Origin of the sequence: Streptomyces sp. HUAS TT11, from assembly GCF_051553595.1 — a bacterium.
Taxonomy (GTDB): domain Bacteria; phylum Actinomycetota; class Actinomycetes; order Streptomycetales; family Streptomycetaceae; genus Streptomyces.
The window spans coordinates 1,477,174-1,501,438 of record NZ_CP196184.1; the positions used below are offsets into that span (position 1 = coordinate 1,477,174).

General features: G+C 71.7%; 21 protein-coding genes. 12 read left to right on the plus strand and 9 right to left on the minus strand.

Going from position 1 to position 24,265, the window contains the following annotated elements; translation table 11 throughout:
• The first annotated feature begins 59 nt into the window (after window positions 1-59).
• From ACSHXN_RS06895 to ACSHXN_RS06905, 3 genes are all read left to right on the plus strand, one after another.
• On the plus strand, window positions 60-1,433 hold the full coding sequence (locus ACSHXN_RS06895) for a nucleobase:cation symporter-2 family protein (protein WP_438302803.1): 1,374 nt from the start codon (window positions 60-62) through the stop codon (window positions 1,431-1,433).
• A 77-nt stretch (window positions 1,434-1,510) separates the two neighbouring features.
• Window positions 1,511-2,884, plus strand: a complete 1,374-nt coding sequence (locus ACSHXN_RS06900) for an IS4 family transposase (protein WP_438306435.1) — start codon at window positions 1,511-1,513, stop codon at window positions 2,882-2,884.
• 416 nt (window positions 2,885-3,300) lie between these two features.
• Window positions 3,301-5,352 (plus strand): HEAT repeat domain-containing protein, encoded by a 2,052-nt coding sequence (locus ACSHXN_RS06905; protein WP_355135620.1) that lies wholly within the window; start codon window positions 3,301-3,303, stop codon window positions 5,350-5,352.
• A 240-nt stretch (window positions 5,353-5,592) separates the two neighbouring features.
• On the opposite strand, the gene ACSHXN_RS06910 is transcribed toward ACSHXN_RS06905, so the two are convergent.
• Window positions 5,593-6,159 carry an Rv1733c family protein gene (locus ACSHXN_RS06910; protein WP_438302804.1) on the minus strand — a complete coding sequence of 189 codons (567 nt, stop codon included), beginning with the start codon at window positions 6,157-6,159 and terminating at the stop codon, window positions 5,593-5,595.
• A gap of 281 nt (window positions 6,160-6,440) precedes the next feature.
• Between ACSHXN_RS06910 and ACSHXN_RS06915 the strand changes: the two genes are divergently transcribed.
• The 3 genes from ACSHXN_RS06915 to ACSHXN_RS06925 all read left to right on the plus strand — a co-directional run bounded on the left by ACSHXN_RS06915 (window position 6,441) and on the right by ACSHXN_RS06925 (window position 9,808).
• The gene (locus tag ACSHXN_RS06915) at window positions 6,441-7,526 is read left to right on the plus strand and encodes a WD40/YVTN/BNR-like repeat-containing protein (protein ID WP_355135624.1); all 1,086 of its coding nucleotides are present in this window, start codon (window positions 6,441-6,443) and stop codon (window positions 7,524-7,526) included.
• A gap of 178 nt (window positions 7,527-7,704) precedes the next feature.
• Window positions 7,705-8,382, plus strand: coding sequence for a uracil-DNA glycosylase (locus ACSHXN_RS06920; RefSeq protein ID WP_356294597.1), 678 nt, complete (start codon window positions 7,705-7,707; stop codon window positions 8,380-8,382).
• A gap of 502 nt (window positions 8,383-8,884) precedes the next feature.
• A complete protein-coding gene (locus tag ACSHXN_RS06925; RefSeq protein WP_355135628.1) occupies window positions 8,885-9,808 on the plus strand; it encodes a sirohydrochlorin chelatase in 924 nt (307 codons plus the stop codon).
• 175 nt (window positions 9,809-9,983) lie between these two features.
• Here the strand turns inward: ACSHXN_RS06925 and ACSHXN_RS06930 are convergent, their stop codons facing one another.
• Together ACSHXN_RS06930 and ACSHXN_RS06935 are read right to left on the minus strand one after the other, a co-directional pair.
• Window positions 9,984-11,009, minus strand: coding sequence for a lactonase family protein (locus ACSHXN_RS06930; RefSeq protein WP_438302805.1), 1,026 nt, complete (start codon window positions 11,007-11,009; stop codon window positions 9,984-9,986).
• 102 nt (window positions 11,010-11,111) lie between these two features.
• Entirely contained in the window at window positions 11,112-12,608 is a 1,497-nt protein-coding gene (locus tag ACSHXN_RS06935) for an FUSC family protein (RefSeq protein WP_438306436.1), read from the minus strand.
• Between the two features lie 228 nt (window positions 12,609-12,836).
• Between ACSHXN_RS06935 and ACSHXN_RS06940 the strand changes: the two genes are divergently transcribed.
• The gene (locus tag ACSHXN_RS06940) at window positions 12,837-13,313 is read left to right on the plus strand and encodes an Lrp/AsnC family transcriptional regulator (RefSeq protein ID WP_355135632.1); all 477 of its coding nucleotides are present in this window, start codon (window positions 12,837-12,839) and stop codon (window positions 13,311-13,313) included.
• 47 nt (window positions 13,314-13,360) lie between these two features.
• Window positions 13,361-14,059 carry an HAD family hydrolase gene (locus ACSHXN_RS06945; RefSeq protein WP_438302806.1) on the plus strand — a complete coding sequence of 233 codons (699 nt, stop codon included), beginning with the start codon at window positions 13,361-13,363 and terminating at the stop codon, window positions 14,057-14,059.
• 51 nt (window positions 14,060-14,110) lie between these two features.
• On the opposite strand, the gene ACSHXN_RS06950 is transcribed toward ACSHXN_RS06945, so the two are convergent.
• Window positions 14,111-14,875 carry a LysR family substrate-binding domain-containing protein gene (locus tag ACSHXN_RS06950; RefSeq protein WP_355135636.1) on the minus strand — a complete coding sequence of 255 codons (765 nt, stop codon included), beginning with the start codon at window positions 14,873-14,875 and terminating at the stop codon, window positions 14,111-14,113.
• Window positions 14,876-14,933: 58 nt separating this feature from the next.
• Here ACSHXN_RS06950 and ACSHXN_RS06955 point away from each other — a divergent pair, with 58 nt between their 5' ends.
• Window positions 14,934-15,338, plus strand: coding sequence for a DUF5997 family protein (locus tag ACSHXN_RS06955; protein WP_355135638.1), 405 nt, complete (start codon window positions 14,934-14,936; stop codon window positions 15,336-15,338).
• Window positions 15,339-15,576: 238 nt separating this feature from the next.
• Here the strand turns inward: ACSHXN_RS06955 and qcrB are convergent, their stop codons facing one another.
• Window positions 15,577-17,112: a cytochrome bc1 complex cytochrome b subunit gene (qcrB, locus tag ACSHXN_RS06960; RefSeq protein WP_438302807.1), complete on the minus strand. Its 1,536-nt coding sequence runs from the start codon at window positions 17,110-17,112 to the stop codon at window positions 15,577-15,579.
• A 257-nt stretch (window positions 17,113-17,369) separates the two neighbouring features.
• Here qcrB and ACSHXN_RS06965 point away from each other — a divergent pair, with 257 nt between their 5' ends.
• Window positions 17,370-18,107, plus strand: a complete 738-nt coding sequence (locus ACSHXN_RS06965) for a class I SAM-dependent DNA methyltransferase (protein WP_356294589.1) — start codon at window positions 17,370-17,372, stop codon at window positions 18,105-18,107.
• 49 nt (window positions 18,108-18,156) lie between these two features.
• Here ACSHXN_RS06965 and ACSHXN_RS06970 read toward each other — a convergent pair whose 3' ends face one another.
• Entirely contained in the window at window positions 18,157-18,579 is a 423-nt protein-coding gene (locus ACSHXN_RS06970; protein ID WP_438302808.1) for a secondary thiamine-phosphate synthase enzyme YjbQ, read from the minus strand.
• A 110-nt stretch (window positions 18,580-18,689) separates the two neighbouring features.
• Here ACSHXN_RS06970 and ACSHXN_RS06975 point away from each other — a divergent pair, with 110 nt between their 5' ends.
• Window positions 18,690-19,784, plus strand: a complete 1,095-nt coding sequence (locus ACSHXN_RS06975) for an NAD(P)-binding domain-containing protein (protein WP_355135644.1) — start codon at window positions 18,690-18,692, stop codon at window positions 19,782-19,784.
• A gap of 51 nt (window positions 19,785-19,835) precedes the next feature.
• On the opposite strand, the gene mltG is transcribed toward ACSHXN_RS06975, so the two are convergent.
• Together mltG and ACSHXN_RS06985 are read right to left on the minus strand one after the other, a co-directional pair.
• Window positions 19,836-20,675 carry an endolytic transglycosylase MltG gene (gene mltG / locus ACSHXN_RS06980; RefSeq protein WP_355135646.1) on the minus strand — a complete coding sequence of 280 codons (840 nt, stop codon included), beginning with the start codon at window positions 20,673-20,675 and terminating at the stop codon, window positions 19,836-19,838.
• A gap of 43 nt (window positions 20,676-20,718) precedes the next feature.
• Entirely contained in the window at window positions 20,719-22,521 is a 1,803-nt protein-coding gene (locus ACSHXN_RS06985) for an ABC transporter ATP-binding protein (protein WP_383356845.1), read from the minus strand.
• Window positions 22,522-22,661: 140 nt separating this feature from the next.
• Here ACSHXN_RS06985 and ACSHXN_RS06990 point away from each other — a divergent pair, with 140 nt between their 5' ends.
• On the plus strand, window positions 22,662-23,132 hold the full coding sequence (locus ACSHXN_RS06990) for a MarR family winged helix-turn-helix transcriptional regulator (protein WP_355135650.1): 471 nt from the start codon (window positions 22,662-22,664) through the stop codon (window positions 23,130-23,132).
• A 192-nt stretch (window positions 23,133-23,324) separates the two neighbouring features.
• On the opposite strand, the gene ACSHXN_RS06995 is transcribed toward ACSHXN_RS06990, so the two are convergent.
• Complete coding sequence (locus ACSHXN_RS06995; RefSeq protein WP_356112708.1) at window positions 23,325-24,104, minus strand: L,D-transpeptidase family protein; 780 nt, start codon at window positions 24,102-24,104, stop codon at window positions 23,325-23,327.
• Window positions 24,105-24,265 lie beyond the last annotated feature (161 nt).

A 24,265-nucleotide genomic window follows, 5' to 3' on the forward strand; every position in this document is an offset into this window, starting at 1 on the left:
TCCGCGGCGGCAGCCACCGGGACGTCGACGGCCGGTTCGAGCGGCCCGCGGTCCCGCCCATGACCATGTCCGTGCACCCGGTCGACGAAGTCCCGCCCCTGCGCCGACTGGCCGTCTTCGGCTTCCAGCACGTCCTCGCGATGTACGCCGGTGCCGTGGCGGTTCCGCTGATCGTGGGCGGCGCGATGAAGCTGTCGGCCGCCGACCTGGCCTACCTGATCACGGCCGACCTCCTGGTGTGCGGTGTGGCCACGCTCATCCAGTGTGTCGGCTTCCTGCGTTTCGGTGTACGGCTGCCGATCGTGCAGGGCTGCACCTTCGCCGCCGTGTCTCCGATGGTGCTGATCGGGACGACGGGCGGTGGGCTGCCCGCGATCTACGGCTCGGTGATCGTGTCGGGGTGCGCGATCATGCTGCTCGCGCCGGTCTTCGGCGGGCTGCTGCACTTCTTCCCCCCGCTCGTCACCGGCACGGTGATCCTGATCATCGGCCTCTCGCTGCTGCCCGTGGCGGGCGACTGGGTCGCGGGCGGCCGGGGCTCGAAGGACTTCGGGGAACCGGGGAACCTCGCTCTGGCGGCCTTCGTCCTGGCCGTGGTGCTCGGGGTGCAGCGGTTCGCGCCGGCGTTCCTGAGCCGGATCGCGGTGCTGATCGGCATCGCGGTGGGGGTCGCGGTCGCGGTTCCGTTCGGGTTCACCGACTTCGGCGGCGTCCGCGATGCCGACTGGGTCGGCATCAGCACGCCCTTCCACTTCGGAACTCCGGTCTTCCGCGCCTCGGCGATCGTGTCGATGCTCGTGGTGGCGCTGGTGACGATGACCGAGACGACCGGCGATCTGATCACGGTCGGGGAGCTGACCGGGCGCAGGGTCGAGCCCCGCTCGCTCGCGGACGGCCTGCGGGCCGACGGGCTCTCCACCGTGCTCGGCGGCGTGTTCAACACCTTCCCGTACACGGCCTACGCGCAGAACGTCGGTCTGATCGGCATGACCCGGGTGCGCAGCCGATGGGTGGTGGCGACGGCCGGCGGCATCCTCGTGGTGCTGGGGCTGCTGCCCAAGCTCGGCGCGGTGGTCGCGGCGATTCCGGCACCGGTGCTGGGCGGTGCGGGTCTGGTCATGTTCGGGACGGTCGCCGCCAGTGGGCTGCGGACGCTCGCGGAGGTGGACCTGAAGGCCGGCCACAACGTGACCGTGGTGGCCGTCTCGCTCGCGGTCGGCATGCTGCCGGTCGGTGTGCCGACGGTGTACGAGCGCTTCCCGGACTGGTTCCGGACAGTGATGAACAGCGGGATCAGCGCCGGCTCCCTGACGGCGATCGCCTTGAACCTGCTCTTCAACCACCGGCCGGCGAAGGCGGGTACGGCCGCCACCGGGGGACGCGGGGGCGCGGAATACGGCGAGGTCGCCGACGAGCACGGCAAGGACGTCTAGGCGCAATGCCGTTGCCTTTGCTGTGGGCGTAGCCTGCTTGGCAGTGGATCCCGGGGGTGGTTCGGGTGGCTGCGAGTGTGTCCGACTTATCGGGTCTCGGCTTGTTGACCTGGGTGTATCCGCCAGGCTTGGTGGATCGGGTGGTGGCCGCGTGCGGGCGTTCTGAGCAGCGTCAGCGGCTGCTTCCCGCGCGGCTGGTGGTGTACTTCGTGCTGGGGCTGGCCCTGTTCTCGCCTGCTCCGTATCTGGAAGTGATGCGGCACCTCGTCGAGGGACTGCGGGGTGTGGGGCTGCTGGGTACCTGGCGTGTTCCGGCGAAGTCTTCGCTGTTCAGGGCTCGGGAGCGGCTGGGATCCGAGCCTTTGCGGGTGCTGTTCGCCACGACCGCGAAGCCCATGGCCACCGAGGCGACGCGCGGGGCGTTCTGGCGGGACTTACGGCTGCTGGCCGACGACGGAACCTGCTGGGACGTCGCGGACAGCGAGGCAAATGAAGCCGCTTTCGGACGTCCCGGCAGTGGCCGTGGGTCGGGCAGGAGTGCGTTCCCGCAGGTGCGGATGGCGGCGTTGGTGGAGATCGGCAGTCATGCGGTGCTGGACGCGGGATTCGCCGGCTGCCGCACCGGAGAAGTCACCCTGGTCGCCCGCCTGCCCCGGTCGGTCGGCCCGGGGCAGCTCGTCCTGGCCGATCGGGAGTTCCTCGGAGTCCCGTTGTGGCGTGCGTTTGCAGACACCGGTGCCGACCTGGTGTGGCGAGTACCCGCCAACCGCGTCCTGCCTGTCACCAGGCAGTTCCGTGACGGGTCGTGGCTCTCTCATATCCGGGTGAGCAGTGGCCCCGCCCGCGATGAACCGGTCGTGGTGCGTGTCCTGGCCTACCGGGTCAAAGAACAGGCTGGCGAGGACGGGGCCGACGGATACTGCCTGGTCACCACTTTGCTGGACGCCCGACGGTATCCGGCCCGGCAACTGGCCGCGCTCTACCGCGAGCGCTGGGAGATCGAGTCCGTCTTCGCCGAGATCAAAACACACCAGCGCGGCGCACGCGTCGTCCTCAGCAGCAAGACACCCGAAGGTGTCCGCCAGCAGATCTGGGCACACCTCCTGGTCCACCACGCACTGCGCGAACTCATGCTGAGAACGGCTGCCACCCGCGGCCTGGACCCCGACCGGGTCTCCTTCACCGAAACCCTGCACTCTGCCCGGCGCAGCGTGACCGTCACGCCGGGCAGCTTTCCCCCTGACCTCCTGGTCAGAGCACTGGTGATGCTCGAGCAGGACCTCCTGGAACGACTCCTGCCCGTCAGACGGCTCCGCAGCCAGCCCCGAGCCGTGAAACACAAGATGTCCAACTACCACCTCAAGCGGACTGAACACCGTGCCTGGCCGCAGCCGACCCGCACCGGCATGCAAGCCGTCCTCATCACAAGACCCCAACCCACAAGCCCGTAACGCAACGGCATTGCGTCTAGGCGTACACCCCTCGTCGGAGGTCCGGGGTGCCGAACAGGCCGTTCCGCGGGCGGTCGCGCGGCGCCGGTTCCGGCCTTCCCCGACCCGGCGGCGGAGTGGGGCCGGACGCCGTCGGGTCCGCCTGTCCGGGGCGGGACGTCCGACCGGATGCGGGCCTGACACGCTCGGCGGGACGCCGGGGACCGTGCCGATCCGCCCGAGCGGCGAGGCGGCACCCGCGCCGCTCATGAGCGTCCGCGCAGCTGCGGGCAGCTGTCGCTCCGTTCCCGGCACGATTGTCGCAGCGCGTGTCCGAACAGGGGCAGGACTCGGCTCGCTTCGGCGGATCCCGGGCGTGGCTGTCAGTGGGGTGATACACACTCTCGACCGGCTGCTGACTTACGGGGAGGAGCGCCGTGTTCATCGGAATCGACGAGGTCGACTGGGCCTCCATGGAACATGCCTACGGAAGCGCCGAGGACGTGCCCATGCTGCTGCGGGGACTCGTCTCGAGGCTCCCGGACGAGCGGGAGAGAGCGCTCGACGGTATGTACGGCGCCGTGCACCACCAGGGGGATGTGTACGACTCGACACTCGCCTGCATCCCCTTCCTCTTCGACGTCATAGGCCGGGCCGGACTGCCCGATCGCGGAAGCGTCGTGGAACTGCTGGCGAGCATCGGCGGGACGGACCTGGAGGACGAGGACTTCCCCGACGACACGGACGCGGACCGGCCGGACAACTACGCGATGGCCCGCGCGGCGGTGCGAGCGGGCGCCGAGACCTTCTTCGGCCTGACCGAGGACGCCGATCCCCAGGTGCGGCGGGCGGCGGCACACGCGGTGGTGCGGTTCGCCGACGGCCCGGCACGGGTGTTCGCGGTGCTGAGCAGGCGCGTCGAGCGGGAGGCGGACGGCAGCGTGCAGACGGCGCTGATCGAGGCTCTCGGGTGCTTCGCACGGCTTCACCCGCGGTCGCCTCTGCCCGCCGTCGATCTCCTGCACGAGCTGTACGGGACACTGACCGACCCGGGACTGCGACTGGCCGCACTGGGCCAACTGGCCGGCCGCGCCCCCGAACGGCTGCCGAAGGACCTGGTGCCGACGGTCGTCGCACTGCTGCGGGAGAGATCCCGAGTGCCCCGCGCACCCCGGACGGACGACCGTCCGGAGACCGACACGCTCGTCGGCCGGCTGCGGCGGCTGCGTCCGGCGGACGAGGAGGGCTCCCGGCTGCTGCGCACGCTGCACGCCGCGCTCGGCGGCCGCACCGTCGACCGGATCGCCCTGCTGAGCGGCCAGTTGACGAGTCCGGACGTGGCCGACCGGTGCAATGCGGTGTGGATGTCGGCCGGGCTTTTCCGCGAGTGGCGTGGCGCGTACGAGGAACCGGTCGCGCTGATCGGCGACCAGCTCGCCGCCGACGACGCGCGATTGCGGGAGGCGGCGGTCTCCGTCCTGGAGGACCTCTTCGAGCTGGCGGCGCCGGCAGCCGACCGGCTCGCGGCGCTGGTGGCCGCCGACCCCGAGTGCTGGGTGCGGCGCTGGGAGCACGGGGCGCCGACCCTCGGCGGTCCGCTGAGGGCGCTCGCCCGGACCGGGGACCCTCGTGCGATACCGGCCCTGGCCGCGGTGCTCGGACAGGAGACCGTTCCTCACGACCTGGGGTACGTGGTGGCGCATCTGGGACCCGAGGCCGCCGGACTCGCCGGTCCCCTGCGCGCCCGTCTGAGGTGCGTCCCGCCGGACTCCCCCGACGTGTGCGGTCACGCCGGGACGACCCTGCACGCGCTCGCACAGCTGCGCGATCCGGCCGCGCTGCCGGACGTGCTCCGCCTGCTGCACGAAGTGCCCGGCGACCTGCCGCGGCGCGAGGCGCTCACGGAATCCGCCGTACGTGTCCTGGACGCCCTGGCGGCACCCGAGGCGATCCCCGTGCTGCGCGGACTGCTGGACGGGGAGTGCGCGGTGCCGGCGGCCGCCGCGCTGTGGTCGGCCGAGAGGGATCCCGAAGCGGTTCTTCCCGTGCTGGGCAGGGAGTTGGGGTCCGGGCGGCCGCATCGCCGGCGGGCGGCCGCCGAGACACTGGGACGGATGGGCGCGCAGGCTCGGTCGCTGGTGCCGGAGCTGAGCGTCATGACGCGGTCCGACGAGGTGTGGCAGCGTACGGCGGCCGCATGTGCCCTGTGGCGCGTCACGGGCGATCCGGACCCCGTCCTGCCCGTGTTGCGCGCCGCCTGGGAGGAGAACCTGTACACGCGCGGCACGATCGCGGAGTGCCTCGCCGGGATGGGTCGGGCCGGCGAGCCGGTCCACGATCTGCTGCGCACGGAGGTGGCCGCTCCGCGTCGGCACCGGGCACGAACCGGCGGATACGGCAGCCATGACGTCCTGGAGGACGAACGGCTGCTGCGCGTCTGCCGGGAGGCACTGAGCGCGGTCCAGGTTCTACGGCCGAAGCACTGCTAGCGGCGTCGACAGCGGCAGAGCCGACGTGACCGTGTCCCGCGCGTCCCCGGTTCGGGACGCGCGCGACACGGCGGGGTGCGGGCCCTGCCGGCCGTGCGCCGCGAGAGAGCGGCGGCGCTCCGCCTCGACGGGGTGCCGCGGGTGGGAGCCGCCGCGCGGGAGGCCCGCCGAGCTCGCCGCGGAACCCGTCGATTTCCGTGTCCGCGGGGGGAGTCCGGCGGTGGCTCGCCCCGGCGGGGATCAGCCCGTCTTCCGCCCCCAGGCCGACCCGAACCGCGCCCAGGCCGCGTCCCACTGCGCCATGCGCCGCCGGTCCAGACCGTCGCGGGCGATGCGCCCGCCCAGGAACGGGACGGCCGCCGCGCCGGCTCCCGTCATCAAGCCGACCATGGCGGCGCGCACATGTATCGCGGACGCCGTGGGGGGCTGTGTCACCAGGAAGCCGTCGCGATCCGACCAGACGGTGACGGCGGTGCCCGTCGGGCTTCCGGCGGCCACCCGCGCCTGGCCGAGGTGGAACGCCCCGTCTTCTCCCCTCCAGCGCACGTCCGCCCACACCGGGCCGGCGCCGGACGCTCTCGGCGCGTCCTGGGCGAGCAGGGCCACCACCGGGCGCCACTCGGCCCGTTGCCGGGCCAGACCGCGCTCCACGGCGTGTGCCGCCGCCGTCCCCGCCAGCACTCCCCCGATCACGGTCGCGGACCAGACCGCCAACACGATCCAGGCCTCCAGAGCATCGCTGCGGCGCCGCAGCGGATTGCGCCGCCACCGCCACCACCACACCCCGGGACCGCGGAACGCCGTCATCGATGGCAACCTCCTCACGCACGGACACCCCCCGACCGCACTTCCATACGCGTGCCGGGCGCCCGCCGCTCAGCCGGGGTCCACCGGTCCGCGGCGCGACGGCGGCCGGGGCACCCGGTCCCGGACCGTCGCGACCGACCCCACGGACCCCGGCACACGTCGCTCCGCACGACGGCAACACGGCTGCCGACCTGCGAGGACAAGCGGTCCGAGGGTGTCTGTCACTGCCGGGGTGCAGACTGGCCCCTGTCTGGAACACCGGCGTTTCGGAGGTGGTCGGCATGGCCGACGTACTGCTCACCGTGGGCACACGCAAGGGACTCTTCATCGGGCGACGGCAAGGCGGCGCCTGGGAGTTCGACGAGAGTCCGTACTTCAACGCACAGGCGGTCTACTCGGTCGCCATCGACACCCGGGGCGACACCCCGCGTCTGCTGGCCGGAGGGGACAGCGCGCACTGGGGGCCCTCCGTCTTCCACTCCGACGACCTGGGCCGCACCTGGACCGAGCCGGCGCGACCCGCCGTCAAGTTCCCGAAGGACACCGGCGCCTCACTGGAGCGGGTGTGGCAGCTGCACCCGGCGGCGGCGGAGCCGGACGTGGTCTACGCGGGTACGGAACCGGCGGCGCTGTACCGCTCCGAGGACCGGGGCGAGACCTTCGGCCTCGTGCGCCCTCTGTGGGAGCACCCGACGCGGGACAAGTGGGTGCCGGGCGGCGGTGGCGAAGGGCTGCACACCGTGGTCAGCGACCGGCGGGACCCGAAGGCGCTGACGGTCGCCGTGTCGACGGCGGGGGTGTTCCGCAGCGAGGACGGGGGCGCGAGCTGGAAGCCGTCCAACTCCGGTGTCTCCGCGGTGTTCCTGCCGGATCCGAACCCGGAGTTCGGCCAGTGCGTGCACAAGGTCGCCCAGGATGCCGCGACCCCGGACCGGTTGTATCTGCAGAACCACTGGGGGGTGTACAGAAGCGACGACGCGGGTGCGCACTGGACGGACATCGGCGCGGGTCTGCCGTCGACGTTCGGGTTCGCCGCGGCCGCGCATCCGCACCGCGGGGACACGGCGTACGTCTTCCCCATCACCGCCGACGCGGACCGCGTTCCGGCCGGACGCCGGTGCCGGGTCTTCCGCACGGCCGACGCGGGCAAGAACTGGGAACCGCTGGCCGCGGGGCTTCCGGACGAGGACCACTACGGCACGGTGCTGCGCGACGCCCTGTGCACGGACGACGCGGACCCGGCGGGCGTCTACTTCGGCAATCGCAACGGCGAGCTGTACGCGTCCGCGGACGACGGCGACTCCTGGCAGCGGCTGGCGTCGCACCTCCCGGACGTGCTGTGCGTACGGGCGGCGGTGATCTCCTGATCCGGCGGCGGCCGTGCCGCGGCCTCCGCGGGAGGGAACCGGGCCCCGCCCCGGGAAGGAATGACGTCCGGTCAAGTACGAGCGCAGCGCCCCCTGTTCGTCAACGGAACGGTCGTTCCCGGTCGCTCTCGGACCACCCGGTGATCGCGACGGTCCGCACGGCAGTAGGGTGACGCCCGTGGCACCACGACCGTTGCATGAGATCGTCGAACCCGGCTGGGCGAAAGCCCTCGAACCCGTCGCCGGACGAATCGCCGAGATGGGGGACTTCCTCCGTACCGAGATCGCCGCGGGGCGCACCTACCTCCCGGCGGGCCCCCATGTCCTGCGCGCCTTCCAGCAGCCCTTCGACGAAGTCCGCGTCCTGATCGTCGGACAGGATCCGTATCCCACACCGGGGCACGCGGTGGGCCTGTCGTTCTCCGTCGCCCCGGAGGTTCGGCCGCTCCCGGGCAGCCTGATCAACATCTTCCGGGAGCTGAACACCGACCTGGGCCTGCCCCAGCCGTCCAACGGCGATCTCACACCCTGGACCCAGCAGGGTGTGCTGTTGCTCAACAGGGCGCTCACCACTGCGCCGCGCCGTCCCGCCGCGCACCGGGGCAAGGGCTGGGAGGAGGTCACCGAGCAGGCGATACGCGCGCTGGCCGGGCGAGGAAAGCCGCTGGTGTCCGTTCTGTGGGGGCGTGACGCACGCAATCTGCGGCCGCTGCTCGGAGACCTGCCGTCGATCGAGTCGGCGCACCCGTCCCCGATGTCGGCGGACCGGGGCTTCTTCGGTTCACGCCCGTTCAGCCGGGCAAACGACCTGCTGATCGGCCAGGGTGGGCAGCAGGTGGACTGGCGTCTGCCGTGACACGCCCGGGTCCCGTGGACGGCCCAGCCGCCGGCACACGGGACCCAGCACCGAAAGCCGTCCGATCTGCACTCCGAGGTGCTGGGACATCCCTTGTCCGCCGAGGCAACTCCCCACGCAGGAAGGCGGGTTGGGTTCGGCTACGGGCGCCGGCGAAGTGAAGGCCGCCAGGCTCGGGGGGCGGTCCGCTCCCGGGAGGCACTCAGATCGCGTCCCGGCGGACGGCAACCCGCCCGCCCTGCACCGCACGACTCGCACTCGCACTCATATCCGATGGACTCGAACTTCCCTGCGCCCAAAGCCCCCTTTCCGGTGCGGACGACGGCGGCGGCCGATTCTCCCTGCCGTAACGGGGAAGTTGTTCCCGATGAACGGAGGAGAAGTCGCGCCGTATCGACCACTTCTCCTCCGTACGTAACTCATCAGACAAAACCGGACGCAAACCGCTCACCTGCACCCTCCCCGAACAGGGGAGCCCACAAATTGAGTAGCATGCGGCGCCATGAGCTCCCCCACTGGCCCCGCACCCGGCCTGCCTGTACGAATGCCGCGACCCCGCCAGCCGGGTCGGCACCGCCGCCCGGAACCGCTGGCGGCCCCCGAGGGCGCGCCCGCGCTCGTCCTCGCGGTGCCCGGCAAGCCCAGCGCCGCCACGCGCAGCCTCGCCGAAGAGGTCGTGAGCATCGCGCGTTCCGAGCTGCCCGGCCTTGACGCCCGCATCGGGTACCTGGACGGGGACGACTCCGAGTTCCCCACGCTGCAGTCCGTTCTCGTGAAGACCTCCGAGGAGCGCACTGCCCGTTACGAGCAGGCCGTCGCCGCCGGTGTGGAGGCCAAGGAGCCGGACGGGCCCGTCGCCGTGGTGGTGCCCCTGCTGGCCGGCCCGGACAGCGCGCTGCTGCGCCGGATCCGCCAGGCCGTCATGGACAGTCGCATCGCGGCCGACCTCACCGACGCCCTCGGCCCGCACCCGCTGCTCGCCGAGGCGCTGCACGTGCGCCTGTCGGAGGCGGGCCTGGCCCGTGCCGACCGCGCCCGGCTGTTCACGGTGGCGACCGCCGCGGACGGCATCATCCTCGCCTCCGTCGGCGGCGACGAGGCCGTACAGGCGGCCGGCATCACGGGCATGCTGCTGGCCGCCCGGCTCGCCGTGCCGGTGATCGCGGCGGCGCTCGACGAGGAGGGCTCGATCGCGGCCGTGGCGGAGCAGCTGCGCTCCTCGGGCTCGCAGCAGCTGGCGCTCGCGCCGTACCTCATCGGACCGGAGCTGGAGCCCGGGCTGCTGGACGCGGCGGCGAAAGAAGCGGACTGCTCCACGGCGGAGGCGCTCGGCCCGTATCCGGCGATCGGCAAGCTGGCGCTCTCCAAGTATGCGGCGGCGCTGGGCATCGCCCCGCAGCAGCCGCAGGGCGCTCCGGTCCACTGAACGCGGTCGGACCGCGCCCGATGCCCGGGCAAGGGCCCGCTCCTCTCAGGAAGCCGGGCCCTTCGTCCTGTCGGAGCCGCGCCCGTGCACACACCGCACACCGGTGGAGCGCACCGCCGCCCCCGACGCCGTGCACGGCTCCAGGACGGTCCGACTGCACCGTTGCGGGCGGGGTTCAGCCGAAGACGACGCAGGAGGCCGCCGGGACCTCCACGGAGCCCCGCCGTCGCGGTACGCCCGAGGCGGGGTCCACGGCGAACCAGCTCACGTCCCCCGACCGTTCGTTGGCGACGTACAGGAACCCCTCCGACAGGGCGATCGCCCGCGGCCAGACACCCCCGCACGGCACCGCGCCTGGCCGGCCGAGCGACCCGCCCTCGACGGGGAGCACGGACAGTACGTCCTGCCCACGCGTCGCGGTCCACACGAAGCGCCCGTCGGGCGAGACGACGATCCCGGACGGGTAGGCATCGCCCACGGGCTCGTCGGGCAGCACGGGCATCTCGCCGACCGGCTGGAGCGTTCCGGCCGCGGCGTCCCAGCAGCAGACGGTGACGGTGGGGGCCAGTTCGTTGAGGACGTAGGCGCGCTCACCGTCCGGATGGAAGGCCAGATGGCGCGGCCCGGACCCGGGACGCAGCACGGCCTCGTGATGCAGCGTGAGGGCGCCGCCCCGCAACGCGCACACCCGTACCGAGTCCGTGCCGAGGTCGACACTGACGATCCACCGGCCGCTCGGATCGGGCTGCACCTGATGGGCGTGCGCCGACTGCTGCCGCTCCACGACCGGGCCCGAGCCCTCGTGCCGGAGCACGGCTCCGGCACCGTCCACGACGGTGCCGTCGCCGCGCAACGGCAGCGCGGTGACGCTGCCGGAACCGTAGTTGGCGGTCAGTACGTGTCCGGCGTGCACACTCAGATGCGTGGGCCCGCTCCCCCCTACGGAGACGGGTGCACCGATGGGCACGGGCCCCTCTCCGTCGACGCGGTACGCGGCCACCGCTCCGGCGCCCGTCTCGCTGACGGCGTACAGCACGCTGCCGGACAGTGCGAGGTACGAGGGATCGGGCACTGCGTCCACAGCACCCAGAAGGCTCAGCGCCCCGCTGTCCGGATCCACGGTCGCCGCGATGACACCCCGTCCTCCCGCCGCCGTGAACGAGCCGATGTACGCCCTCCGCCGCCCGCCGCCGTCCGTCACTGACGTCCCCTCTCACCGACACTCTGCGGGAGAAGGTAGCAGCAGGTCTAGACCAAAAGGGAGCGGTGGGAGCGGGGAGCGCCGTGTGCCCCGTGGCCGGTGTCAGGCCTGGGCGAGGGAGGAGCCCCGCAGCGGGGTGGCCAGGGCCACGAGCGCGCGCTCCAGGTCGTGGAGGTGGCCGAGGGCCTGTTCGGCGCCCGGATGGTGGTCGGGGACGCCGGTCGAAGGCACCCCTGCGGCTCGCTCGGGGACCGCACCGAGCAGCGCCTCCACGGCCGTCTCCACGCGGCGGCACGCGGCCGTGAGCCGGGCGTCGTGCGAGGCGTCGGGATCGGCGGCGACGGCGACGAGACCGCGCGCCTGACGGGCGCACTCGTCCAGCAGGGCGAGCACCCGAAGTGCCCGCGCCCTGCGCGCCCGCAGCGGGTTCAGCGGGTGCACCAGCGGCGCCAGGGCGAGACGCACACGGCCCAGAAGCCCTTCGAGCTCCGCCGCGCGGGCCGCCGGTTCCGAGGCCGCGTCGCCCGCGAGCCGCCGGGTCGCCGCCGCGGTGCAGTCGTGCACCGCGTGCAGGGCGCGGCGCACCCACTGGTCGGTGACCGCGTGGGTGGTGACCGGCAGCACGAGGGCGACCGCGAGCGCGGCCCCGAGCGCCCCCACGCCCGTCTCCGCGAGACGCAGTCCGAGGAGCCCCGGGTGCAGGACCCCGAGGAGGCCGTAGAGCAGCCCCGCCAGCACGGTGACGAAGAACATCATCCAGCTGTACGACGGCGCCGCCGTGTAGAAGATCCCGAACACGCAGACGGCGATGAGCGCGGCGGTGGCGATCGGCGCGCCGTGCAGGGGGACGGTGATCGCCAGTCCCGCCGCGACGCCGGCCACCGTGCCGACGACACGCCGGACGCCGCGTACGAGCGTCTCACCGCGTGAGGCGGCGTTCACGAAGATCCACCACGCGGCGCCGACCGCCCAGTACCAGCGCTCGTGCGAGACCACCTGGCCGACGGCGGCGGCGAAGGCGCAGGCGGCCGTCGCCTGGAAGGCCTGCCGGGTGGCGGGCCGGCCGAGGCCCCGTCCTGCCGGCGGCGCGGGCGCGGGCGCGGCGGGCAGCGGCCGGCGGCGCTCGATGCACCACACGCCGAACCGGACCGCCGAGGCGGTGGCGAGCGACAGTCCCACAGCCGCGTACAACTCCGGGATCCGGTCCGGGACGGCGTGCAGGAACTGGGCGACGAAGAACATCATGAACGCGAAGATGCCGAGCGCATGGCCGCGTGTCCCCCAGCGGCGGGCGTACACGCCGGCGAAGGCGACCGCGAGCCAGACCGCGTCCCGCACCGCCGGAACACCGTGCAGGAACGACGCGAGCGCGAGCACCGGGAGGCCGACGACCGGCATCAGCGCGGTGGTCAGGGCCTGACCCCGCGCGGTGGGATCGGCGACCGTGAACAGCGCGAGGAGCGCGGCGGGCCCGCCGGTGATCGAGGCGGGCAGGGAGAGTCCGGCGCTTTCGCACACGGCCACGGCAAGGCCGATCCCGAGCACCGCGCGCAGCGAGATCCGCAACCGGAACAGCCCCGGATCGGGAGCCGAGAACATCTTCTTCACGGTCGGAAGTCCGCCCCCTACAGGTCGACGCCGGCGCCGGAACATGGAAAGGCGCCGCGGGCACGGATTCCGGCTTCGTCACCGGTCCTGCGCTGCGCGGCGCCATTGATACCCACAAGGAAAGCACCCGTAGGACAGTGGCTCAAGCGGCACGTCGTTCATTGGGCCATTGGTACAGTCGAGCGAAACCCCCGTGCACGACGAGGAGGCCAACGGACCATGGCCGTGGACGAACTCGACACCCGCATCCTGCGGTTGCTGCTCGAACAGCCGCGCACCAGTGTGCGGGAGTACGCGCGCACCCTCGGCATCGCCCGCGGCACCCTCCAGGCGCGGCTCGACCGTCTGGAGCGGGACGGGGTGATCACCGGTACGGCGCCCTCCCTGTCCCCCGCCGCCCTCGGGCATCCGGTGCTCGCCTTCGTGCACGTCGAGGTCACCCAGGGCCACCTGGACGACGTGGGCGACGCCCTCGCGGCCGTGCCCGAGATCGTCGAGGCGTTCTCGATCACCGGCGGCGGGGATCTGATGACCCGGGTCGTGGCGCGGGACAACGAGCACCTGGAAGACGTCATCCAGACCCTGATCGGCCTGCCCGGTGTGGTGCGCACCCGTACGGAGGTGGCGCTGCGCGAGCGTGTTCCGCACCGTGTGCTGCCGCTGGTGGAGTCGATCGGCCGCGCGACCGCGCGATGATCCGCCCGGTGCGGAGCGCGCAGGGGCCCCTTGGCATCCTGGACGCCATGGCCCTTCCCGGCACGACCGCGGTCGTCTTCGATCTCGACGGAACGCTCGTCGACAGCGAGCCCAACTACTTCGAGGCGGCACGGAGGCTGCTCGCGGATCGCGGCGTCCCCGACTTCACCTGGGCGGACCACCAGCGGTACGTCGGGATCAGCACCCGGGAGACGCTGGCGCTGTTCCGGGAGCGCTACGGCCTCGACTCCCCGCTGGACGAACTGCTCGCGGAGACGAACCGCCGCTACATGGACCTGGCTCGGGCCTCCACCCCCATCTACCCGGAGATGCGGGCGCTCGTGGAACTGCTGGCCGGCGAGGGCGTCCCGATGGCCATCGCCTCCGGCTCGTCGCCGGGGGCCATCGAGGCGATCCTTTCGGGAACGGGCCTGGCTTCCCGGTTCACCGCGTACGTCTCGGCCGACGAGGTCGCACACGGCAAGCCGGCCCCGGACGTCTTCATCGAGGCCGCCCGCCGCCTCGGGGTGTCGCCCGCCGACTGCGTGGTCCTGGAGGACGCGGCGCCCGGTGTCGCCGCCGCGTACGCCGCCGGAATGCGCTGCATCGCCGTCCCGTACGTCCCGGCGCAGGCCGACGAACCGGTGTTCGCCACGGCGGGGCTGCTGCTGCGCGGGGGCCAGGCGGAGTTCACGGCGCGCACGGCGTACGACTGGCTCGTGGGCTCCGCCCCGGCCTCCTCATGACCCCGCCGCCGCTTTCGTTCGTGCCATGACGGCGGCTTCGAGGACGACTCCCTAGGTGCGGCGGCGGGGCTTGCCGCGCCCGTTGCCCTTCGAGCCCGAGGCGCCGCCCTGCCGGCCACGGCCCGTGGACTGCCGCGACGCGGGCTTCTGCCGGGCCGTGACCGCGCCGGGCTTCTTGTCCTTCTTCGGCTGCGCCTCGGGGACGGTGCGCCCCCGTGTGCTGTTGACCGTCCGCCCGCGGACGATTCCGATGAAGTCCTCCACCAGATCCGTGGTCGCGTCCTCCGGCCAGGACAGGACGACTCCGGACTGAGGGGCGTCCACGACGGTCCGGTAGGTGAGGTCACGGCGGTGGTACAGCCGCGCCAGGGACTGCGGCACGACGAGGAGGCCCACACCGGCCGCGACCAGTTCCACGGCGTCCTCGGTGGTGGCGGGGCGCTCGAAGGCGGGCTCCCCCGGCACCTCCTCCCAGCCCAGAACGTCGTCGAGGGGGTGGAAGACGACCTCGTCGGCGAGATCGCCGACGGACACCTCGTCGACCGCGGAGATCAGATGGTCCTTGGGGACGACGACCACGGTCGTCTCGGTGTAGAGCGGGATCGCGCTGAAGACCGTGCGGTCCACCGGCAGCCGTACGAGCCCGACGTCCGCCTCGCCGTCGCGCAGCACATCGGATGCCTCACGGGCCGACACCGGGAGCAGGGTCAGCGGGACGTCGGGCAGGCGCTCGTTCCAGATCCGCACCCACTTGGCGGGCGTCACCCCGGGGACGTACGCGAGCCGGAACGAAGGGGATGCTTCCGAGCCTGTCACCCCGCCAGGTTACCCGGCGTGGTCGGACGTCTCGTGCGCGGCCGATAGTCTGGACAGCATGAAGTCGCACCAGACCGCCCAGACGATGAAGCCCGCGACCGCGGCGAAGAAGCTGGGTGTGTACCTGCCCGCCACCCCCGCCGAGTTCCAGGAGGGTGTCGTGACGCGCCAGGAGCTGAACGCGCTCCAGGCCGATCCGCCCGCGTGGCTGGAGGAACTGCGACGCAACGGTCCGCACCCCCGCCCGGTGGTCGCGGCGAAGCTCGGTGTGTCCATCTCGGGTCTCGCGCGCGCCGGGGTCACGGAGGCCCTCACGAGCGAGCAGATCGAGGCGCTGAAGCAGGACCGGCCGGAGTGGCTGGAGAAGGAGCGCGCCACCCAGGCCGAGGTCCGCAAGGAAACGGCACGGATCAAGAGGCGGGACGCCGAGCGTGCGGCCTCGTCCGACGAGCCGGGACGGTAGTTCTTCCCGGCATCTGCCTTCCGGGTCCCGCGCGACCGTACCGACGTTCGGCCACCGCCTGTAGCCGTCCGGCGATCCCGGTCGCTGTCGTACACCCTGGCCAGGTCCGGGGCGGTCGGGCACCTCGGCGCCTGCGGGGCGGGGGGCCGCGCAGGAGAACGACGACGGCCCGTCGAGCCCCGCCGCCCTCGCCGGCCGGACGCCGGGCCCGGCGCGGTCCACCGGCTGCGGCCGTTCCTCATCGGCGCCGGGGGGCCTGCGCGGGGGGTTCTCGGGACGGTGTTCCGGTATGCGACTCGCCGGGACCGACCGGTCGCCTCGGCGCGCCCGGCCGGAACCTGGTCACGGGACGGTGATCGCTCGTGTACCCGCCCTCCACGGTCTGCCGTACCTCCCCGCTCTCCTGTCCCCGCGTCAGCCGCTTCTGCTCCGCCTCCACCAGGGCGCGGCACAGCCTCCGTGTGATCAGGAAGGCGACGATCGGCGCCACCACCATGGCGATCCGGAAGATCCAGGTCAGGGCGTTCAGTGAGATCCGGAAGCTGTACGCCATGATGTCGTTGCCGCCTGCCAGGAGCAGGACGGCGTAGAAGACGATCCCGGCGACACCGAGCCCACTGCGTACGGGACGGTCCCGCGGCCGGTCGCACAGGTGCCGCTCCCCGCTCCACTCACCCGTCAGCCTCTGTTCGGCGAAGGGGTAGGCGTACAGGACCGAGAAGAGCAGCCCGGGCAGCACGACCGCGGGCAGCAGCACGTTCCACATCAGGGTGTGGCCGGCGAGGTTCGTCTCCCAGGGCGGTACGAGCCGCAGCGCGCCCTCCAGGAAGCCGACGTACCAGTCCGGCTGGGAACCGGTCGACACCTGGTCCGGCCGATAGGGCCCGTACACCCAGACGGGGTTGATCTGCGCCAGACCGCCGAGCAGCGCGGTCACCCCGAACAGCATGAAGGACAGGCCCGTCGAGGACGCCATGAACTGCGGGAAGAGCGGCTTGCCGACGACGTTCCGGTTGGTTCTGCCGGGTCCGCGCCACTGGGTGTGCTTCAGCTGGAACACCAGCATCAGGTGCACCGTGACCATGGCGATCAACAGGCCGGGCAGCAACAGGATGTGCATGGCGTACAGCCGGGGCACGATGTCCTCGCCCGGGAACTGGGCCCCGAACACGAACATGCTGACGTACGTGCCCACCACCGGCAGGGACAGCATGATGCCCTGTGCGATGCGCAGCCCCGTCCCGGAGAGCAGGTCGTCGGGGAGCGAATAGCCGGCGAATCCCTCGCTCATGGCGATCACGAGGAGTGTGACGCCGATGACCCAGTTCAGCTCCCGGGGACGGCGGAAGGCACCGGTGAAGAAGATCCGCAGCATGTGCACACCGACAGCGGCGACGAACACCAGGGCGGCCCAGTGGTGCATCTGGCGGACGAGGAGGCCTCCGCGCACCTCGAAGCTGATGTGCAGGGTCGAGTCGAAGGCCCGCGACATGCGGACGCCACGCAGCGGTACGTACCGCCCCTGATAGACGACCTCGCTCATCTCCGGTGCGAAGAAGAACGTCAGCCACACACCGGTCAGGATCAGCAGGACCAGGCTGTAGAGCGCGATCTCCCCGAGCAGGAACGACCAGTGCTCGGGGAACGCCTTGCGCAGCAGCCGACCGCCGCCCGTCATGGGCAACCGCCCGCCCAGCGCCCCCACGATCCTCTCCCCCGGTCGATGCGCCCCCGTCGGCCGGGGCGCGGCAGACGGTCGACGCCTCGCCCTCATCGCGCTCGACCGTCGTCGTCGGCGGGCGCCTCGTAGCGGTCCCGGTCCACCGAACACCTCCTCCGCCCCCTCCCGCCGATCGCTCCCCTGCATGCCTTGCCGCGGGGCCGCCGGGTGAGTACCGCGTCGTCGTGAAACACCCGCGCGCACCGGACCGGGCACCCGTTCGGATGCCGGGGCCGACTCCACGGGACCACGTGACCACGGACGGAAAATGCGTCGACAGCGCCTCGCCGTGCCCGGCAGAGTGGCCGCCCATGACGAGCAGTGAGCTGTGGACCCGCGCGACCGCCGAGCGCTACGACGTCGAGGAGACCGAGATGTCCTCGGTCGCCGTCCTCGGTCCGACGCTCGCCTTCCTCGCCGAACTGGCCGGAGACGGCCGGGCCCTGGAGTTCGCCATCGGAACCGGACGGGTGGGCGTCCCGCTGAGGGAGCGCGGTGTGCCCGTGACGGGCATCGAACTGTCCGAGCACATGGCGGCCGTCCTGCGGAGCAAGATCGACGAGGACGCTCTCCCGGTCGTCATCGGGGACATGGCCACGACCGTCGTCCCCGGCGAGTTCACCCTGGTCTATCTCGTCTACAACACCATCTCCAACCTGCTGACGCAGGAGGAGCAGGTCGAGTGCTTCCTCAACGCGGCACGTCATCTGGCACCCGGCGGACGGTTCGTCATCGAACTGGGGGTACCGCCGCTGCGGTTCCTGCCGCCCGGTCAGGTCGCGGTGCCCTTCGACGTCTCCGAGAGGCATCTCGGCTTCGACACCTTCGACCTGATCGAGCAGACGCTCGTCTCGCACCACCTCATCCGCGACGGCGACGGCCGCTACCGCCGCGACAACTCGCGGCACCGGTACGCGTGGCCGGCGGAACTCGACCTGATGGCACGTATCGCGGGGCTCGAGCCGGAACGGCGCGTCGGGGACTGGGACGGGGCACCGTTCACCCAGGAATCCGCCAAGCACGTCTCGGTGTGGCGCAAGCCCGCCTGAGGAGTCCGTCGGCTGCGGGTGGAGTCCGTCCCGTGGTCGTGGCCGGGGGCTACCCGAGGAACGACAGACGAACCTGCCGCTGGGGATTGTCCCTGTTCGTGTCGACCAGACACACCGACTGCCAGGTTCCGAGTTCCAGCCGGCCGCCGATCACGGGCAGGGTCGCGTGCGGTGGGACGAGGGCCGGCAGGACGTGGTCGCGCCCGTGGCCGGGGCTTCCGTGGCGGTGCTGCCAGCGGTCGTCGGCCGGGAGCAGCGTGTGGAGAACCGCGAGAAGGTCGTCGTCGCTGCCGGCACCCGTCTCGATGACGGCCACGCCGGCGGTCGCGTGCGGCACGAAGACGTTCAGAAGACCGTCCCGTCCTCCCGCTCTGTCACGGAGGAAGGCCTCACACGCCCGGGTGAGATCGACCACCGTCTCACCGGAACCGGAGGCGACGTTCAGGACGAGGGTGCTGAAGGCATCGGACATGTCCCCATCCTCACCCATCGGACGGCGCCCACACCTCACCGGCCGCCCCCGCGGCAGGGCGCCGGCCCTCCCGCGGGAAGATCCCCGGCCCCGGCACGGTTGGTGGAAGCGTGAACGACACAGGGGTACGCGAAGTCGACGTGGTCGTCATAGGCGCTGGTCAGGCAGGACTGTCCAGCGCCTACCATCTGCGGCGCACGGGGTTCGAGCCGGAGCGCGACTTCGTCGTCCTCGACCACGCCCCGGAGCCCGGCGGCGCGTGGCAGTTCCGCTGGCCGTCGCTGACGTTCGGCAAGGTGCACGGGATGCACGCGCTACCGGGGATGGAACTGACCGACGCGGATCCGGAGCGACCGTCCTCCGAGGTCGTCAGCGCCTATTTCGCCGCCTATGAGCGCACCTTCGATCTGCGTGTGCGGCGGCCGGTGGACGTACGGGCGGTGCGTGAGGGCACGGACGGGCGGCTGCTCGTCGAGACGTCGGCGGGGACGTGGTCGACCAGGGCGCTGATCAACGCCACGGGCACCTGGGACCGGCCCTTCTGGCCGCGCTACCCCGGTCAGGAAACGTTCCGGGGGCGGCAACTGCACACCGCCCAGTACGCCGGCCCCCGGGAGTTCGCTGGCCTGCGGGTGGTGGTCGTGGGCGGCGGCGCCTCCGGCACCCAGCATCTGATGGAGATCGCCCCCTACGCGGCGGCGACGACCTGGGTGACCCGGCGCCCGCCGGTGTTCCGCGAGGGCCCGTTCACCGAGGACGTGGGTCGCTCGGCGGTGGCGCTCGTGGAGGAACGGGTGCGGCAGGGCCTGCCGCCGAGGAGTGTCGTCTCGGTGACCGGCCTGCCGCTCAACGACGCGATCCGCCAGGCGATCGCCGACGGGGTCCTGGACCGGCAGCCGATGTTCGACCGCATCGTGCCCGACGGCGTGGCATGGGACGACGGCCGACACCTGGACGCCGATGTGATCCTGTGGGCGACGGGCTTCCGGGCCGCGATCGACCACCTCACCCCGCTCCGCCTGCGCGCGGCGGGCGGCGGCATCCGGATCGACGGCACCCGGGTGGTCTCCGACCCGCGGATCCATCTGGTCGGGTACGGCCCGTCGGCCAGCACGATCGGTGCCAACCGGGCGGGACGCGCCGCCGTACGGGACATCAGGCGGCTGCTGGCGGGCGAGCGGTTCGCGGTGGAGAGCGCCGCATAGCGCGCGTGCCGCCGGACGCACCGCACAGGGCGGTGGACGCGTGATGTGCCCTCAGTTCGACGGCGAGGCCGCGGCGCGCAGCCGGTTGAACTCCCGGACGTTGCGCAGATGCTCCTCGTAGCTCGATGTGAACCGGGTGTCGCCGGGCTTGACCGTGACGAAGAACAGCCAGTCGCCCGGTGTCGGGTTCAGCACCGCTCGCATCGCGTCGCTGCCCGGGTTTGCGATGGGCGTCGGGGGCAGGCCCATGTGCCGGTACGAGTTGTAGGGGCTGTCCATCCTCGTGTCGTCCAGGCTGGTGTCCAGCGTGAAGCGGTCCTTCGCGTAGTTCAGGGTGGAGTCCATCTGCAACGGCATGCCGCGCTGGAGGCGGTTGAAGATGACCCGGGCCACCCTGCGCATGTCCTGGCTGGTCGCCGCCTCCGACTGCACGATGCTGGCGAGGGTGACGGTCCGGTAGAGGCCCATCGCGGTGCGCGGGGAACCGGCGGTGGTCGTCCCGCCCTTGAACCTCTTGTTCGCGGTGTCGACCATGTACTGCAGCACGGACTCGGGGGTGGAGTCCTCACGGAGCGGATACGTGGCCGGGAAGAGGTATCCCTCGGGATTGCCGTGCGCCTCCTGCGGCAGTCCGAGATGGGCCTTGGCGAGGGATTTCCTCGTGGAGCCCGGAGGCAGCCGGAGTGCCTTGTCGACGGCCCGGTAGATCTGGCCGGCACGCCAGCCCTCCGGGATGACGAGTCTGACCTGCCGGGGCTCGTCGCCCCGCGTCAGAATCAGCAGCGGCACCCCCACGACGGCGCCCGCCACGATCGCCCCGGCCACGACGAAGGCGACCCGGGCGGGGCCGGTCAGTCGGGTCCGCTTCCCTGACGGAGTGTTCGTCTCCATATGGGCACCGTAACCCGCCGAACCCGACAAACCCGGCATATCTTCATCTTGTCGTCTCCATTCGGGCGTCCCGCCGGACGAGGGCCGCATACCTCCCGCCCAGCTCCAACAGCTCCTCGTGCGTGCCCCGTTCGACCGTGCGCCCGGCGTCGAGGACCACGATCTGGTCGGCCCCCCGGACGGTGGACAGCCGGTGGGCGATGGTGAGCGTGGTGCGGTTGGCCGACAGGGCGTCGATGGCCTGCTGGACCGCGTGCTCGGTACGTGTGTCGAGCGCACTCGTCGCCTCGTCGAGGATGAGCACCGGCGGGTCGCGCAGGATGGTGCGGGCGATGGCGAGCCGCTGCTTCTCGCCGCCCGAGAAGCGGTGACCGCGCTCGCCGACGATCGTGTCGTACCCGTCGGGCAGTGCGGCGATGTGGTCGTGGATCTGCGCCGCCCTCGCGGCCGCGTGCAGTTCCTCGTCGGTGGCGTCCGGCTTGGCGAAACGCAGATTGTCGGCGACCGAGGCATGGAAGAGGTAGGTCTCCTGGGACACCACGCCGACCGCGCGGGCGAGCGTGTCGAAGTCCAGGTCCCGCACGTCGACCCCGTCGAGCATGACCCGCCCGCCCGTCACGTCGTACAGCCGCGGCACCAGGTAGCTGAGCGTCGACTTCCCGGAGCCGGTCGGGCCGACCACGGCGAGACTCCCGCCGGGCGGGACGGTGATGTCGATGTCCTCGAGGATCGGACCGCTCTTGCCGTCGTAGTGGAACTCGACGCCCTCGAAACGGATCTCGCCCTTGACCCGGTCGAGATGCACCGGGTCCGCGGGCTCGGTGATGTCGATGGGCAGGTCGAGATACTCGAAGATCCGCTGGAAGAGCGCCAGCGACGTCTGGATCTGGACACCGGTGGACAGCAGGCTCACGGTCGGCCGGAACAGCCCCTGCTGCAGCGAGACGAACGCGACGAGCGTACCGATGGAGATGGAGGGGCCGCCGAGCCGGAGTGCGATACCGGCGGTCCAGTAGATGACGGCCGGCATGGCCGCCATGACGATCGTGATGACCGCCATGCGCCAGCGGCCCGCCATGTTCGACTTCACCTCGAGGTCGACGAGCCCTTCGGACTCGCCCTCGAAGGACTTGGTGAGCGAGTCGGCACGCCCCATGGTGCGGCCGAGCAGGATGCCGCTGACGGACAGCGACTCGGTGACCGTGGCGGCCATGGCGGCCATCTGCTTCTGCCGCTGGGTGGCGATCTTCTTGCGTTCGTTGCCGACCCGGCGGCTGATCCACACGAACACCGGCAGCAGGAGCAGCGAGACGACGGTGAGCCGCCAGTCCAGGGCGACCATCGCGACGATCGTGGCCACCACGCTCGTGAGGTTGGAGACCAGGGACGTCGCGGTGGAGGTGACGGTCGCCTGCATGCCGCCGATGTCGTTGGCGATACGGGACTGGACCTCGCCGGTGCGGGTGCGGGTGAAGAAGGCGAGTGACATGCGCTGCAGCCGTCCGTAGACGGCGGTGCGCAGATCGTGCATGACGCGCTGGCCGACCGTGGTGGAGATCAGGGTCTGCAGCACGCCGAAGACGCTGTTGACGACGGCACTGAGGATCATGCCGAGCGCGAGCAGGCTCAGCAGTCCGGTGCGGCCCTGCGGGATCGCGACGTCCAGGGTCTCCTTGAGCAGGAACGGCGTGGCGACGGACACGAGGGACGCGGCGCCGACCAGCAGGCCGACGATGGCGAGACGGCCGCGGTACGGCTTGAACAGCTTCACGATGCGGCGGACCTGGCGCGGCCGCTCCGCGGCGTCGCCGGGCACGGGGGCCGGGGCGGTGTGGTCGGGATGCATGGGCTCCTACGGGCGGTGAGAGGGAGATGCAGGGCTCTGGCTGCTGCGGGCCATCCGCAGCGGTGCATGGCGAGGACCAGCGGATCCTAGCTCATTGTTACCTATACTCACAATGAACGGCATCCTGATATTGTTCCCGCATGAGCACCCCAGATCCCGACGGCCTGCTCGCCGAGCAGCTCCTGCGGTTCACCCGCCGGGTGCAGCGCATCCAGAAGCGCCATCTGGAGCAGTGCGGGCTGGGCATCACCCCCGCCCAGTCCCGGCTGCTGCGCACCCTCGCGCACTTCGGCTCACCGCCCCGGATGGCGGATCTCGCCGAGTACCTCGAAGTGGTGCCGCGAGCGGTGACGACGCTGGTCGACGGCCTCGAGGCGAGCGGTAGGGTGCGCCGGGCACCCGATCCCACCAACCGCCGGGTGATCCGGATCGAGATCACGGACGAGGGCCACAAGGCGCTGCGGGAGTTGCACGGCGCACGCCGGGCCGCCGCCCAGGAGATCCTCGCCCCGCTGACGGACGGGCAGCGCGAGGTGCTCGGCACCCTGCTCGACACCTTGATGGACGGCGGGGACACCCCCGCCATGTCCGGGCGGCACCGGCGCTGCTGACGGCGGGTCACCAGCGGAGCGACGGCCGGATCGACCTCTCGCCCGTGCGCTCCCGATCGACCGCCGACTGCCGACTGCCGACTGCCGACCGCCGACCGCCGACTGCCGGACTCGTCGGCCACCCGGGCCCAGCGGCCGGCGACGAGCGGCCGAAGACATCCGATCCCGAGACCCGCAGTTCCCGCGAAACGGTCAGGCCTCCAGATTCCTCCTGTCCCCCATCACCACCACCGGACGCCGTTCCGGGTCGAGCGTGTGCAACAGGTAGTCCAGACCGTCCTCCGGCAGGGTGACGCAGCCCGACGTTCCGTCACCGTGGTCCACGTGCATCCAGATGCCGCCCCCCTTCTTCTGCCCCTCAGGACGCGTCGGATCGCTCGGCGGCGTACCCGGGATCCGGTTGTAGTCGATCGCGATGACATGGTCGAAGTCGTTGCGGTGCTTCTCGCCCCAGCCCTCCGGCACCCGGTACGACACCGCGTTGTGGTCGTACGGGAGCCCGGAGCCCGGGTAGTCGAGGACACCACCCGCGTCGGTGAGCGTGAACACCCCCACCGGAGTGCGCAGATCGTCCTCGTGATGGTCCGTCGTCCAGCCCGCGCGCCCGTTGTGGCCCCACCAGCGGCCGGCCTCGTACCAGACGGGGCCCTCCCTCTCGTAGAACACGATCTCCGAGTCCGGTGAGTCCTCGTCGTCGCCGTAGACCACCACGGCCTGACCGGTGTACGCGGGGATGCTTTCGTACAGCCGTTCACCGACCCCCGGAAGGCGATCCTTCGCTTCCGGCCCGCCGTCGGGTGGTTCGGCCATGGCCGCAGGGGGACCCGCCGCCCTGGTGGGCGCGCGGGCACCCGGCGACCGGCCGGGCTCCGCACCCGAACCACCGCACGCCGACAGGAACATCAGAAGCACACCGCAGGCCGCACCCAGGGCTCGTGAGCGCACCGTGCCGTTCACATCACCTGTTCGCATGCGTCATATCGTCACATTATCTTTCCGGCAATCAGGTATATATGAGCGCAATCCGCCCGCGTGTCGCGGAGATGCACCCCCGCGCCCCATCCGGCCGGAAAACCGTTTGCCTCCGACCACGTCCCGAGGCGACCCTTTCACGGTTTGTTACGGGCAATCGC